Genomic DNA, 12336 nt, shown 5'->3' on the forward strand with positions numbered 1-12336 from the left:
TTTGAATTGCCGATGAGACTGCTTGACGCCTTGGTCGAACAACGTATTGCCGCCGCCGCCGCGCGGGGCGAGTTCGACGCTTTGCCGGGAACCCCCGCACCGACGACGCTGGACGACGATCTGCTCGTCCCCGAAGAGGTGCGCGCCGCGAACCGGATCCTGAAGAACGCGGGCTTCGTGCCGCCCGCGGTCGAGCAGCTGCGGGCGCTCCGCAATCTGCGGGACGAATTGCGCGCGGTCGACGACCGCGCGACCCGCTGCCGGCTGCAAGCGAAGATGCTGGCTCTCGATATGGCCCTGGAATCCTTGCGCGGCGGCCCGCTGGTCGTGCCGCGCGAATACTGCCGCCGCATCGCCGAGCGTCTGTCCGAGCGCGTGCTCGTCGACGGCCCGGGTGAAGCGGGGCCGATGTGAAGCCGGACGACACTGTTACGCCGCCGTCCGAACCGGGCGACGCTCGCGACCGCTATTTCATGCAGCTCGCGCAAGCCGCGGCCGACGAGGCCCGCGCGGCGGGCGAGGTGCCGGTCGGGGCGGTGCTGGTGCGCGGCGACGAGGTGATCGCGCGCGGCTTCAATCATCCGATCGGCGGCCATGATCCGTCCGCCCACGCCGAAATGGCCGCCTTGCGCGAGGCGGCGCAGATTCTCCAGAACTACCGGATGCCCGGCTGCGAGCTGTACGTGACGCTCGAGCCTTGCCTGATGTGCGCGGGCGCGATCATGCACGCGCGCATCGCGCGCGTGGTGTTCGGCGCGCACGATCCGAAGACGGGCGCGTGCGGCAGCGTCGTCGACGCATTCGCCGATCCGCGCCTCAATCACCACACCCGCGTGACGGGCGGCGTGCTCGCGGACGAATGCGGCGCGGCGCTGAAGTCGTTCTTCGCCGACCGCCGGCGCGCGCTGCGCGAAGCGCGTCGCGCCGACACGACCCCGCCCGCCGAGGTGTGAACCCGGCGGCGCGGGGCGCCTCTAACACGTCCGATCCCTTTTATCGAGCCCTGTTCATGTCCGTCCCGCCGATCGCTCCCCGCACCATCCGTCTCCTTGGCCCGTCCGGCTACCCGCACGATCCCGATGCGATCGCGCGGGCGCTCGCGCGTCTCGGTGACGCGCAGCATCGGGTCGAGAACCTGGAGGCGACGCAGCGCCGCTACCAGCGCTTCGCGGGCACCGACAGCGAGCGCGCGGGCGACCTGAACCGGCTGGCCGACGCCTCGCAGCCGCTGCCCGACATCGGCCTCGCGGTGCGCGGCGGCTACGGCGCGACGCGGATCCTGCATGGTCTCGACTATCGCGGTCTCGAAAGCCGGCTGCGCGACCAGCCGATCGCGCTCGTCGGCCACAGCGATTTCACGGCGATCCAGCTTGCGCTGTACGCGAAGGCGCGCATCAAGACTTTCGGCGGCCCGATGCTGTCCGCCGATTTCGGCGCCGAGACGCCGAACGATTTCACGATGCAGCAGTTCTGGAGCACGCTGACGCAGCCGAGCGCGACCTTCGTCGCGGAGGTGCCGCAGGCCCAGTCGGTGAATGTGTCGGGCACGCTGTGGGGCGGCAACCTGGCGATTCTCGCGTCGCTGGCCGGCACGCCGTACATGCCGCGTATCGACGGCGGGATCCTGTTCATCGAGGACGTCAACGAGCAGCCGTTCCGCATCGAACGGATGATCTACCAACTGCATCTCGCGGGCCTGCTGGCCGGCCAGCAGGCGCTCGTGCTCGGGCAGTTCACCGGCGCGCGGTCGTTCGACTACGACAACGGCTACGATATGCAGACGATGATCGACCAGCTGCGCGACGTGATCCGCATTCCGGTGATCACCGGGCTGCAGTTCGGCCACGTGCCGGATCTGTTGACGCTGCCGTTCGGCGCGCATGCGCAATTGGTGGCCAACAGCCACGGCTTCCGGCTCACGGTGTCCGACTATCCGCATCTCGCGTGAAGCGGGGTGGACAAGGCGGACAAGAAGGCGGGCAACCGCCTTTTTGTTTGTCTGGAGTTGCAACTAACGGGCAAATTAAGCCAGCTGCCGCGACACGAGGCATGCACAAAATCGGCGCTGGATTGTCAACAAAAGAGCGCGACAGGGCGACTCTGATTAATTGAAATCACGCTGCCTGTCGTGACGTGATGGGCGTTTCCGGCGCATACGCACCGTGATCGAGCGTCTTCGTGCATCGTGATTGTGCAAAATCTATCCAAAGAATTGTTGACAATATTTATGTCCAACCTAGGATGCTGAACATAACGAGATGCGAATCATGACGAAGAACGATCCCGCACAGGCGGGTGCGACGAGTCCGGAGGCGATCGCCGAGCGCATCCGGACCGCGATCCTCGAGCATCGCCTCGCGCCGGGCGCGAAGCTGACCGAGGCGCAGTTGTGCGAGGTGTTCGGCGTGAAGCGCGGGCCGATCCGCCAGGCGCTCGCGCTGCTCGCGACGGACCGGCTCGTGGATCTCGAGCCGAACCGCGGCGCGTTCGTCGCGAGTCCGACCTTGCAGGACGTGCACGAGGTGTTCGAGATGCGGCGGATCATCGAGCTGGCGGTGATGGAGCGGCTCGCGGGCGGCCCGGGCGCGAAGCGCCTGAAGGGCGTCGCGACGATGATCGAGCGCGAGCGCCGCGCGTTCGAGCGGCGCGATTTCCCCGCGTGGATCCGCCTGTCGGGCGAATTCCACACGGCGCTCGCCGCGCTGACCGGCAACACCGTGCTGTGCGGCTGTCTCGACGGCCTCGTCGCGCGCTCGACGCTGATGTCGGCGCTCTACGAGTCGCATCGCAGCCCGTGCTCGTTCGACGAGCACGCCGAGATCCTCGCCGCGCTGGAGGCGGGCGATGCGGCCGACGCCGCGCGGCGGATGGCGCATCATCTGCAGCACGTCGAGCTGAGGATGCTCGACCGTCCCGCGCCCGGCGCGGTCGATTTGCGCGACGTCTTCGGCGGCGTGGGATAACGCGCCCCGGCCGCACCGCGCCCTGAACTGCGAATGTCGGGCGGCAGCGCACGCTGCCGCCGGCCGGTGCGGTACCGGACCTCGGCGCCCGGGCCGCGATTTGAAGCGACGATCGCGCGGCCCAGCCGCGGGCAAGGAGAGGTCATGGCTCAGTTCAGTGCGGCGCCGGGCAGCGCGCCGTATCACGTGCAACAGACGGGCGCCGACACGGCGCTGCCGGACGGCTACAGCGCGCGGCTCTACAACGCGGATCTCGCGCCGCTCGAACCGCAGACCTGGGGCGCCTACAACATCTTCGCGTTCTGGATGTCCGACGTGCACAGCGTCGGCGGCTATGTGTTCGCCGGCAGCCTGTTCGCGCTGGGGCTCACGAGCTGGCAGGTGCTGGTCGCGCTGCTGATCGGGATCGGCCTCGTCAACGTGTTGTGCAACCTGATCGCGAAACCGAGCCAGCAGCTCGGCGTGCCGTACCCGGTCGCGTGCCGCGCGACCTTCGGCGTGCTCGGCGCGAACGTGCCGGCGGTGATCCGCGGCCTGATCGCGATCGCGTGGTACGGCATTCAGACCTATCTGGCCTCGAGCGCGCTCGTGATCGTGGTGCTCAAGTTCGTCCCGCAATGGATGCCTTACGCGCAGGTCCACCAGTACGGCTGGCTCGGGCTGTCGGCGCTCGGCTGGGCCGGCTTCATGTTGTTGTGGGTGCTGCAGGCGCTGGTGTTCTGGAACGGGATGGAGACGATCAAGAAGTTCATCGACTTCGCCGGGCCCGCCGTCTATGTCGTGATGTTCGCGCTGGCGGGCTACATGGTGTGGCGCGCCGGCTGGCGCAACATCGGCCTGAATCTCGGCGGCGTGCGCTACCACGGCGCGCAGGTGATTCCGGTGATGGTGACGGCGGTGTCGCTCGTGGTGTCGTATTTCTCCGGGCCGATGCTCAACTTCGGCGACTTCTCCCGTTACGGCAAGAGCTTTCGCAGCGTGAAGCGCGGCAATTTCTGGGGCCTGCCGGTCAACTTCCTCGCGTTCTCGCTGGTCACCGTGATCACCACCGCCGCGACGCTGCCGGTGTTCGGAGAACTGATCACCGATCCTGTCGAGACGGTCGGGCGCATCGACCATCCGACCGCCGTGATCCTCGGCGCGCTGACGTTCACGATCGCGACGATCGGCATCAACATCGTCGCGAACTTCGTGTCGCCGGCGTTCGATTTCTCGAACGTCGCGCCGCGCCTCATCAGCTGGCGCGCGGGCGGCATGCTCGCGGCCGTCGCCTCGGTGTTCATCACGCCGTGGAACCTGTTCAACAACCCCGCCGTGATCCACTACACGCTCGACGTGCTCGGCAGTTTCATCGGGCCGCTGTACGGCGTGCTGGTCGTCGACTTCTACCTGATCAAGCGCGGCGCGTTGCGGCGCGACGATCTGTACACGATGTCGCCGCAGGGCGCGTACTGGTATCGCGGCGGGGTGAACCGGCGCGCGGTGCTCGCGTTGCTGCCTGCGGCAGCGATCGCGGTCGCGTGCGTGATGGCGCCCGCGCTGAACGGGCTCGCGAACTTTTCATGGTTCGTCGGCGCGGCGCTCGGCGCGTTGTTCTACCGCGCGCTCGCGCGCGCCTGACGGAGCATCCGATGAAGATCAAGCTGATCAACCCGAACACGACGATGCGCATGACCGAGGCGATGGGTCGCTGCGCGCGCGAGGTGGCGGCGGCCGGCACCACGGTGATCGCGGCCAGCCCGTCGATGGGGCCGCCGTCGATCGAAGGCTATTACGACGAGGCGCTCGCGACGCCGGGCCTGCTCGCCGAGATCGCGGCAGGGGAGCGCGAAGGCTGCGACGGCTATGTGATCGCCTGTTTCGGCGACCCCGGTCTCTATGCGGCGCGCGAGCTGGCGCGCGGCCCCGTGGTCGGCATCGCGGAGGCGGCGATGCATGCGGCGAGCGTGCTTGCGCCCGGCTTCTCGGTCGTGACCACGCTGGCGCGCACCTGCGGGATGGCCTGGCACCTCGCCGAGCGCTATGGCATGCGGCGCTTCTGCCGCAACGTGCGCGCCACCGAGGTCGCGGTGCTCGATCTCGACCGGCCCGGCTCGGCCGCGCGGCGGATCATCGTCGACGAATGCCGGCGCGCGCTCGACGAGGACGGCGCGGAGGCGATCGTGCTCGGCTGCGCCGGCATGGCCGAATTCGCGCGCGAGATCGAGCACGCGATCGGCGCGCCGGTGGTGGAGGGCGTGACGGCGGCCGTCAAGTGGGCCGAGGCGCTCGTCGCGCTGCGGCTGTCGACCGCGAAGCGCGGCGAGTATGCGCGGCCGCTCGCGAAACGCTACGACGGCGAATTCGCGCGCTTCAGCCCGGCGGCGGGCCCTGACGCGCGCGCCGCCGACGGCTTTTTGCCGCAGGCGCACATACATCCGGTCTGACCCGCACTATCTGCGCCGCTGTATGGGCGCTGGTGCGCGTTTTCGCTACACTGGGCCATCCCTCGCATCGGCGCGCCGGGCCCGCCAGTCAACGCCGGGCCGTCGATGCGAACCCCATTCAACGGGCCTTTATCCGCTCCAACCATGCCACTCGATCCCCATTACCCGCGCGATCTCGCCGGCTACGGCCGGCATCCGGTTCAGGCGAACTGGCCGGGCCGCGCCCGCGTCGCGGTGCAGTTCGTCCTCAATTACGAAGAAGGCGGCGAGAACTGCGTGCTGCACGGCGATCCGGGCTCGGAGCAGTTCCTGTCGGAAATCGTCGGGGCCGCCGCGTATCCGGCGCGCCACATGAGCATGGAGTCGATCTACGAATACGGCTCGCGGGCCGGCGTGTGGCGGATCCTGCGCGAGTTCGAGAAGCGCGGGCTGCCGCTCACGGTGTTCGGCGTCGGCATGGCGCTCGAACGCACGCCGGAGGTGGCGCGCGCCTTCGTCGAGCTGGGCCACGAGATCGCCTGCCACGGCTGGCGCTGGATCCACTACCAGGACATGACGCCCGAGCGCGAGGCCGAGCACATGCGGCTCGGCATGGACGCGATCGAACGGGTCGCCGGGGTGCGGCCGCTGGGCTGGTATACGGGACGCGACAGCCCGAACACGCGTCGCCTCGTCGCCGAACACGGCGGGTTCCTGTACGACTCCGACTACTACGGTGACGACCTGCCGTTCTGGACCGACGTCGCGGTGTCGAGCGGCGCGACGGTGCCGCAGCTGATCGTGCCGTACACGCTCGACACGAACGACATGCGCTTCGCGACGCCGCAGGGCTTCAATACCGCGGATCATTTCTTCCAGTATCTGCGCGATGCGTTCGACGTGCTGTACGAGGAGGGCGACGAAGCGCCGAAGATGCTGTCGATCGGCATGCATTGCCGGCTGCTCGGGCGCCCGGGCCGGTTCCGCGCGCTGCAGCGCTTCCTCGATCACATCGAACGGCACGAGCGCGTGTGGGTGACGCGCCGCGTCGACATCGCGCGGCACTGGCGCGAACATCATCCCCATCCGCTCTCCACTCAACGCGAACCTCAAGCATGAAGGCGATGCGCTATACCCTGGACCAACTGAACACGATGTCGTCGGACGCGTTCGTCGCGGCGTTGTCGGGCATCTTCGAACATTCGCCGTGGGTCGCCGAGGCCGCGGCGCCGGCGCGGCCGTTCGCCGACGTCGAGGCGCTGCACGCGACCATGTCGCGGGCCGTCGAGACGGCGGGCGAGGCGCGGCAGCTCGTGCTGATCAACGCCCACCCGGAGCTGGCCGGCAAGGCCGCGGTGCGCGGCGAGCTGACCGCCGAGTCGACCCGCGAGCAGAGCGGCGCGGGCCTCGACCAGTGCACGCAGGACGAGTTCGACGCCTTGCAGCGGCTCAACCGCACTTATCGCGACAGGTTCGGCTTCCCGTTCATCCTCGCGGTGCGCGGCTACGACCGGCACGGCATCATCGCGAACTTCGAGGCGCGCGTCGCCCATACCCGCGCGGAGGAATTGCGCGCGAGTCTCGACCAGATCTACCGGATCGCCCGGTTCCGGCTCGACGACCTGATCGACGCGTGACGCTCGCCCGCCGCGCCGGCCTTGCGCCCGCGCGGTCCGCGCGACGCCCGGCGCCCGCAGCCCGCAGCCCGGCGCGTCGCGCTTCATCCCGGCTGCCCGTCGGCAGCGTCTTTTCACGATAACCATATCAAGGACGACATCATGGCTGTTCCGCTTCTCGATCCCAATGCTCCCGACTTCACGCGCCGCTACGTGAATCTCGCCGATCCGCGCCTGGGCGCGCAGGCGCTCGAGGCGAGCGACGACTTCTTCGCGCCGAAGGAGCGGATGCTGAACCCGGAGCCGGCCGTGTTCATCCCGGGCAAGTACGACGACCACGGCAAGTGGATGGACGGCTGGGAAACCCGCCGCAAGCGCACGACGGGCTACGACTGGTGCGTCGTCAAGCTCGCGCGCCCGGGCGTGCTGAAGGGCCTCGATCTCGACACGAGCCACTTCACCGGCAACTTCCCGCCCGCCGCGTCGGTCGAGGCCGCGTTCGTCGCCGACGGCGCGCCGAACCAGTCGACGCAATGGGTCGAGGTGGTGCCGTCGACGACGCTGCAGGGCAACAGCCACCACTATGTCGAGGTGGCCGACGCGCGGCCGTTCACGCACCTGCGCGTGAACATCTACCCGGACGGCGGGATCGCGCGGCTGCGCGTGTACGGCCAGCCGCAGCTCGACTGGGCGGGCGCGAGCGCGGCGGAGGTGTTCGATCTCGCGGCGATGGAGAACGGCGGCTACGTGGTGGCGGCGAACAACCAGCATTTCGGCCCGGCCTCGCAGATGCTGCTGCCGGGGCGCGGCGTGAACATGGGCGACGGCTGGGAAACCCGCCGCCGCCGCGAGCCGGGCAACGACTGGGCCATCATCGCGCTCGCGCAGCCGGGCGTGATCCGCAAGATCGAAGTCGACACCGCGCACTTCAAGGGCAACTATCCGGACCGCTGCTCGATCCAGGCGGCCTACGTGTCGGGCGGCACCGACAGCTCGCTCGTGACCCAGGCGATGTTCTGGCCGGTGCTGCTCGGCGAGCAGAAGCTGCAGATGGACAAGCAGCACTATTTCGAGGCCGAGCTGGCCGCGCTCGGCCCGGTCACGCACATCCGCTTCAACATCATTCCCGACGGCGGCGTGTCGCGCGTGCGCGTGTGGGGGACGCTCGACAAATGAAGACGCTGGCGATCGAAGCCCTGACCCCCGAGGCGTTCGCGCCGTTCGGCGACGTGATCCAGACGGAGGGCGCGAAGCAGATTCCGATCAACCTCGGCACGACGATCCGCTTTCACGATCTCGCGAAGGTCGATGCGGCGGATGCCGGCGGGCGCACGCTCGTGAACCTGTTTCGCGGCCAGCCGCGCGCGCTGCCGTTCGAGGTCAGGATGCTCGAACGCCATCCGCTCGGCAGTCAGGCGTTCGTGCCGCTCAACGACAAGCCGTATCTCGTCGTGGTGGCGCCCGCCGGCGATCTCGATCCCGCGCGGATCCGCGCGTTCGTGACGCAGGGCTGGCAGGGCGTGAACTACGCGAAGGGCGTGTGGCATCACCCGCTGATCGCGCTCGGCGAGGTCAGCGACTTCATCGTCGTCGATCGCGGCGGCGAGGGGCTGAATCTCAACGAAGAGGATCTGGCCGAGTCGCTGTGGCTCACCGAGGAGGCGCTGCACGCGCTGTCGGCCTGACGCCCCGGCCGTGTCGGCCCGAGGAGGCCCGCGCCCGTGGCGCGGGTTTTTTATTGCGCAGCCGGGATCAGGATGTCGCGCGCCCGGGGTGGGCGCGGCGTCGCCGGTCCGCGACGGGCGCATGCTGCGCCATCAGTTCGGCGATCCAGTCGATGAACACGCGCAGCTTGGCGCTCACGTGCCGGTTGGGCGGGTAGGCCACGTACATCGGCATCGGCTCGAACCGCCACGACGTGAAGAGCGGCACCAGCGCGCCGCGCGCGCGATGCGCGGCGGCCATGTAGTCCGGCAGCCACACGATGCCCAGGCCCGCGAGGCCGGCCTCGAGATAGGCATTGCCGTCGTCGACCGACAGCACGTAGCGCCCCCGCACGTCGACGCGCTCGCCGTCATGCTCCATCGCGTAAGGCAGCGCGCGGCCGCTGCGCGCCCACCGGAAGCCCACGATACGGTGCCGCGTGTCCTCCAGTTCGCGCGGATGCGTCGGCGTGCCGGCGCGCGCCAGGTAGTCCGGCGTCGCATACACGCCGAGCTGCAGGTCGCCGACGCGGCGCGCGGTCAGCGCGTGGTCCGTCAGTTCGCCGCCGCGCACGACGCAGTCCACGTTGTCGCCGATCACGTCCACCACGCGGTCGCTGACGCCCATGTCGAGCTGGATGTCCGGGTAGCGCGCGTGGAACGCGGGTAGCGCCGGGATCAGGATCAGGCGCGCGAACGGGCTGGGCACGTCGACGCGGAGCGTGCCCCGCGGTGAGGCCGATGCGCCGGACAGGCTGGTCTCGGCGTCGTCCAGGTCGGCGAGCAGCCGCACCACGCGCGCGTAGTACGCGGCGCCGTCGGCGGTGACCGCGACCTTGCGCGTGGTGCGGTTGAACAGCTTCACGCGCAACCGCGCTTCGAGCTGCTGCACCAGCTGCGTGACGGTGGTCCGGCTCATGTGCAGCGTCTCGGCGGCCTTCGTGAAGCTGCCGGCTTCCACCACGCGGGCGAATGCCTGCATTGCATCGAATCGATCCATCGGGTCGGGGCTCCGCGCCGCGCGCAAATTGTTTGCGGCGTGCAAACAGTGTTGGACAGGGTTGCCGGTTTATCCGCCGGTCCGCGGTCCGTAAAGTGCCTTCATCGTGGATGCAGGGGCGGCTTCGCCCCACTGACTGATGGAGGTGTTGGATGGTGAAGCGTAGCGTAGTTTTCCCGCCGGGTCGCCAGGCGCTGTATGACCGCAACCGCTATTCGCCGGCGCTGCGCTCGAACGGCTTCCTGTTCGTGTCCGGGCAGGTCGGCAGCCGCGAGGACGGCTCGCCCGAGCCGGAGCTGGGCGCGCAGGTCCGCCGTGCGTTCGACAATCTGAATGCGGTGCTGCGCGCGGCCGGCTGCGCGTTCGACGACGTCGTCGACGTGACGGTCTTCCTCGTCGATCCCGAAGCGACGTTCGAGCGGATCTGGGCGATCGTCCCCGAATACTGGGGAGATGCGCCGCATCCGACGCTGACCGCCGTCGGCGTGACCTGGCTGTACGGCTTCCAGTTCGAGATCAAGGTGATCGCGCGGCTGCCGGAGGCCGTCGACGGGTGAGGCCGTGCCCGCGTCGCGCGTCGGTGCGTTTCACGGCGCGACGCGCGGCTCCCGTTCATGCGCGCGATGCAGCAACGCGGCAAGCGGCCGGGAAGCGGGCAGCGTCGCTGCGCCGCGGCGGCGCGCGGCGATGCCGCGCGTCCACGCATTCATCACGACGGCGTTGGCCATCGACGGAAGGTCGGCCGGCGTCAGCGCGCGTGCGTGCTGCGCCACGCCAAGACGCGCCAAGACGCGCCAGTTGCCGGCGCGCGATTGGCATCGCGACGCCGCCGTCGCGCGTGCTATCGTGCCGGCTTTGCCACTGCACGACGTCCGGTTACGGGCGCGCCCCGCCGATGAGCCAGCCTGAAAACAACCTCGCCACCCTGTTGCGCACGATGCAGCCCGAACTGCATCAGGGTGCGTACGCCTTCGTGTCGTTGCCGCTCGATACGGAAGTGTCGTTATCCGAAGCGATCGCGACGTTCCGCGAAACGGAAGGGCTGACGGTCGTCCTCGACGAAGAGGCGGCCGCGCGTCGCGGCTGGCCCGTGCTGTTCCGCGCCGCATGGATCACGCTGACCGTGCATTCGGACCTGCAGGCCGTCGGACTCACGGCTGCGTTCGCGCATGCGCTCGGCGCGGCCGGCATCAGTTGCAACGTGATCGCGGCCGCGTATCACGACCACATCTTCGTGCCGTTCGACGAGCGCGCCCGCGCGATGGATGCGCTGACGGCGCTCCAGCGCGATGCGCAGGGCGGCTGACGGAGCGCCTCGCCCGATCGTCGGCGCGCAGGTGCGGCGCATCTGACACAGGCAAGAAAACGGGCCCGTCGCCGGGCCCGTCCATGCGCCGATGCGCGCCGACCATCGGCGCCCGCCGACTTATTTCGTCGCGCCGCCCTCGAACCACGCGGCGAGCTTCATGCGTTCGTCGTCGGTCATGTGCGTGACGTTGCCGATCGGCATCGCCTTCAGCCGCACGGCCTGCTCGTAGATGCGCTGCGCGTTCTTCGACACTTCATCGGGCGTATCGAACATCACGCCCGCGGGCGCGCTGCCCATCAGCGTCGGCTTGGCCGAGTGGCACTCGATGCAGCGCTGCTGCAGGATCGGCATGATGTCGTTGAGCGCGAGCTTCGGCGCGTTCGCGGCCTGCGCCTGCGGCGCGACCGGGCGCGGCGCCGTCCACACGAGGGCGACGAACATCAGCGCGATGCCGCCGAGCGGCAGATACCACAGTTGCTGGCCGCGATGGCGCATCACGAAGAACTGTCGAATCAGCGCGCCCGCCAGCATGATCAGCAGCAGCACGATCCAGTTGTACTGGTTCGTGTACGTCATCGCGTAGTGGTTCGACAGCATCGCGAACACGACAGGCAGCGTGAAGTAGGTGTTGTGCACCGAGCGCTGCTTGCCGCGCTTGCCGTAGATCGGGTTCGGCTCCTCGCCCTTGAGCATCTTGTCGACCATCTTGCGCTGGCCGGGAATGATCACGAAGAACACGTTCGCGGACATGATCGTCGCGAGCATCGCGCCGACGATCAGGTACGCGGCGCGGCCGGCGAAGATATGGCACGCGAGGTACGCGGCGGCGACCACGTAGAGGCCCACGCAGATCCCGAGCAGGCGGTCCTTGGTGCCGAGCAGCCGGCACAGCGAGTCGTAGACGATCCAGCCCGCCATCAGGAAGCCGAGCGCCGACGCGACGGCGACCACGGGCCCCATGTCGAGCACGTTCTTGTCGATCAGATAGGTGTTCGGCGCGAGCAGGTACAGCACGAAGAACAGCGAGAAGCCCGACATCCAGGTCGTATACGACGGCCATTTCGACCAGTGCAGGTCTTCCGGCATCTCGGGCGGCGCGACCGTGTACTTCTGCATGTTGTAGAACCCGCCGCCGTGGACGTGCCACAGCTCGCCGAACACGCCGCGCTTGCGCTGGTTCGGGTCGGTCGGCGGTTTCAGGCTGTTGTCGAGCGCGACGAAATAGAAGGACTCGCCGATCCACGCGATCGCGGTGATGACGTGCAGCCATCGCAGCGCGAGGTTCAGCCAGTCGGTGATGAAGCCTTCCATGAAACTCCTCCGGACTCAGATCGTTGTCT

At 68.7% G+C, this 12336-nt stretch carries 15 protein-coding genes; 12 read left to right on the top strand and 3 right to left on the bottom strand.

Annotated features, from left to right (window positions below; genetic code table 11):
- Positions 1-12 precede the first annotated feature (12 nt).
- The 10 genes from Bsp3421_RS19575 (at position 13) to Bsp3421_RS19620 (ending at position 8669) form a co-directional block, all read left to right on the top strand.
- Positions 13-414 (top strand): DnaJ family domain-containing protein, encoded by a 402-nt coding sequence (locus Bsp3421_RS19575; protein WP_274004282.1) that lies wholly within the window; start codon positions 13-15, stop codon positions 412-414.
- Positions 415-473: 59 nt separating this feature from the next.
- Positions 474-953, top strand: coding sequence for a tRNA adenosine(34) deaminase TadA (gene tadA, locus Bsp3421_RS19580; protein WP_274002544.1), 480 nt, complete (start codon positions 474-476; stop codon positions 951-953).
- Between the two features lie 56 nt (positions 954-1009).
- A complete protein-coding gene (gene ldcA / locus Bsp3421_RS19585) occupies positions 1010-1948 on the top strand; it encodes a muramoyltetrapeptide carboxypeptidase (protein WP_274002546.1) in 939 nt (312 codons plus the stop codon).
- A 319-nt stretch (positions 1949-2267) separates the two neighbouring features.
- Positions 2268-2963 (top strand): GntR family transcriptional regulator, encoded by a 696-nt coding sequence (locus tag Bsp3421_RS19590; protein ID WP_274002548.1) that lies wholly within the window; start codon positions 2268-2270, stop codon positions 2961-2963.
- A 144-nt stretch (positions 2964-3107) separates the two neighbouring features.
- Positions 3108-4583: an NCS1 family nucleobase:cation symporter-1 gene (locus tag Bsp3421_RS19595; RefSeq protein ID WP_274002549.1), complete on the top strand. Its 1476-nt coding sequence runs from the start codon at positions 3108-3110 to the stop codon at positions 4581-4583.
- Positions 4584-4594: 11 nt separating this feature from the next.
- Positions 4595-5389 carry an aspartate/glutamate racemase family protein gene (locus Bsp3421_RS19600; protein ID WP_274002550.1) on the top strand — a complete coding sequence of 265 codons (795 nt, stop codon included), beginning with the start codon at positions 4595-4597 and terminating at the stop codon, positions 5387-5389.
- Between the two features lie 144 nt (positions 5390-5533).
- A complete protein-coding gene (gene puuE / locus Bsp3421_RS19605) occupies positions 5534-6487 on the top strand; it encodes an allantoinase PuuE (RefSeq protein ID WP_274002551.1) in 954 nt (317 codons plus the stop codon).
- Positions 6484-7005 carry a 2-oxo-4-hydroxy-4-carboxy-5-ureidoimidazoline decarboxylase gene (gene uraD / locus Bsp3421_RS19610; RefSeq protein WP_274002552.1) on the top strand — a complete coding sequence of 174 codons (522 nt, stop codon included), beginning with the start codon at positions 6484-6486 and terminating at the stop codon, positions 7003-7005. The genes puuE and uraD overlap by 4 nt, the downstream gene beginning before the upstream one ends.
- A 141-nt stretch (positions 7006-7146) precedes the next feature.
- Positions 7147-8160, top strand: a complete 1014-nt coding sequence (alc, locus tag Bsp3421_RS19615; protein WP_274002554.1) for an allantoicase — start codon at positions 7147-7149, stop codon at positions 8158-8160.
- Positions 8157-8669, top strand: a complete 513-nt coding sequence (locus tag Bsp3421_RS19620; protein ID WP_274002555.1) for an ureidoglycolate lyase — start codon at positions 8157-8159, stop codon at positions 8667-8669. The genes alc and Bsp3421_RS19620 overlap by 4 nt, the downstream gene beginning before the upstream one ends.
- Before the next feature lie 67 nt (positions 8670-8736).
- Here Bsp3421_RS19620 and Bsp3421_RS19625 read toward each other — a convergent pair whose 3' ends face one another.
- The gene (locus Bsp3421_RS19625; RefSeq protein ID WP_274002556.1) at positions 8737-9687 is read right to left on the bottom strand and encodes a LysR family transcriptional regulator; all 951 of its coding nucleotides are present in this window, start codon (positions 9685-9687) and stop codon (positions 8737-8739) included.
- Positions 9688-9839: 152 nt separating this feature from the next.
- On the opposite strand from Bsp3421_RS19625, the gene Bsp3421_RS19630 reads away from it, so the two are divergent.
- Positions 9840-10244, top strand: a complete 405-nt coding sequence (locus tag Bsp3421_RS19630) for a RidA family protein (RefSeq protein ID WP_274002558.1) — start codon at positions 9840-9842, stop codon at positions 10242-10244.
- Positions 10245-10274: 30 nt separating this feature from the next.
- On the opposite strand, the gene Bsp3421_RS19635 is transcribed toward Bsp3421_RS19630, so the two are convergent.
- Positions 10275-10460 carry a hypothetical protein gene (locus Bsp3421_RS19635; protein WP_274002560.1) on the bottom strand — a complete coding sequence of 62 codons (186 nt, stop codon included), beginning with the start codon at positions 10458-10460 and terminating at the stop codon, positions 10275-10277.
- 122 nt (positions 10461-10582) lie between these two features.
- Here Bsp3421_RS19635 and Bsp3421_RS19640 point away from each other — a divergent pair, with 122 nt between their 5' ends.
- Positions 10583-10993: an ACT domain-containing protein gene (locus Bsp3421_RS19640; RefSeq protein WP_274002562.1), complete on the top strand. Its 411-nt coding sequence runs from the start codon at positions 10583-10585 to the stop codon at positions 10991-10993.
- Between the two features lie 120 nt (positions 10994-11113).
- On the opposite strand, the gene Bsp3421_RS19645 is transcribed toward Bsp3421_RS19640, so the two are convergent.
- Entirely contained in the window at positions 11114-12307 is a 1194-nt protein-coding gene (locus Bsp3421_RS19645) for a urate hydroxylase PuuD (RefSeq protein WP_274002564.1), read from the bottom strand.
- Positions 12308-12336: the final 29 nt, after the last annotated feature.

It is taken from the genome of Burkholderia sp. FERM BP-3421, from assembly GCF_028657905.1.
Lineage (GTDB): Bacteria > Pseudomonadota > Gammaproteobacteria > Burkholderiales > Burkholderiaceae > Burkholderia.

Excerpts from the sequence above, each read along its gene's own strand:
- Bsp3421_RS19575 (WP_274004282.1), top strand. The coding sequence starts at position 13 with ATGAGACTGCTTGACGCCTTGGTCGAACAACGTATTGCCGCCGCCGCC.
- Bsp3421_RS19640 (WP_274002562.1), top strand. The coding sequence starts at position 10,583 with ATGAGCCAGCCTGAAAACAACCTCGCCACCCTGTTGCGCACGATGCAG.
- Bsp3421_RS19620 (WP_274002555.1), top strand. The coding sequence starts at position 8,157 with ATGAAGACGCTGGCGATCGAAGCCCTGACCCCCGAGGCGTTCGCGCCG.
- puuE (WP_274002551.1), top strand. The coding sequence starts at position 5,534 with ATGCCACTCGATCCCCATTACCCGCGCGATCTCGCCGGCTACGGCCGG.
- uraD (WP_274002552.1), top strand. The coding sequence starts at position 6,484 with ATGAAGGCGATGCGCTATACCCTGGACCAACTGAACACGATGTCGTCG.
- ldcA (WP_274002546.1), top strand. The coding sequence starts at position 1,010 with ATGTCCGTCCCGCCGATCGCTCCCCGCACCATCCGTCTCCTTGGCCCG.
- Bsp3421_RS19600 (WP_274002550.1), top strand. The coding sequence starts at position 4,595 with ATGAAGATCAAGCTGATCAACCCGAACACGACGATGCGCATGACCGAG.
- alc (WP_274002554.1), top strand. The coding sequence starts at position 7,147 with ATGGCTGTTCCGCTTCTCGATCCCAATGCTCCCGACTTCACGCGCCGC.
- Bsp3421_RS19625 (WP_274002556.1), bottom strand. The coding sequence starts at position 9,687 with ATGGATCGATTCGATGCAATGCAGGCATTCGCCCGCGTGGTGGAAGCC.
- Bsp3421_RS19645 (WP_274002564.1), bottom strand. The coding sequence starts at position 12,307 with ATGGAAGGCTTCATCACCGACTGGCTGAACCTCGCGCTGCGATGGCTG.
- Bsp3421_RS19630 (WP_274002558.1), top strand. The coding sequence starts at position 9,840 with ATGGTGAAGCGTAGCGTAGTTTTCCCGCCGGGTCGCCAGGCGCTGTAT.
- tadA (WP_274002544.1), top strand. The coding sequence starts at position 474 with ATGCAGCTCGCGCAAGCCGCGGCCGACGAGGCCCGCGCGGCGGGCGAG.
- Bsp3421_RS19595 (WP_274002549.1), top strand. The coding sequence starts at position 3,108 with ATGGCTCAGTTCAGTGCGGCGCCGGGCAGCGCGCCGTATCACGTGCAA.
- Bsp3421_RS19590 (WP_274002548.1), top strand. The coding sequence starts at position 2,268 with ATGACGAAGAACGATCCCGCACAGGCGGGTGCGACGAGTCCGGAGGCG.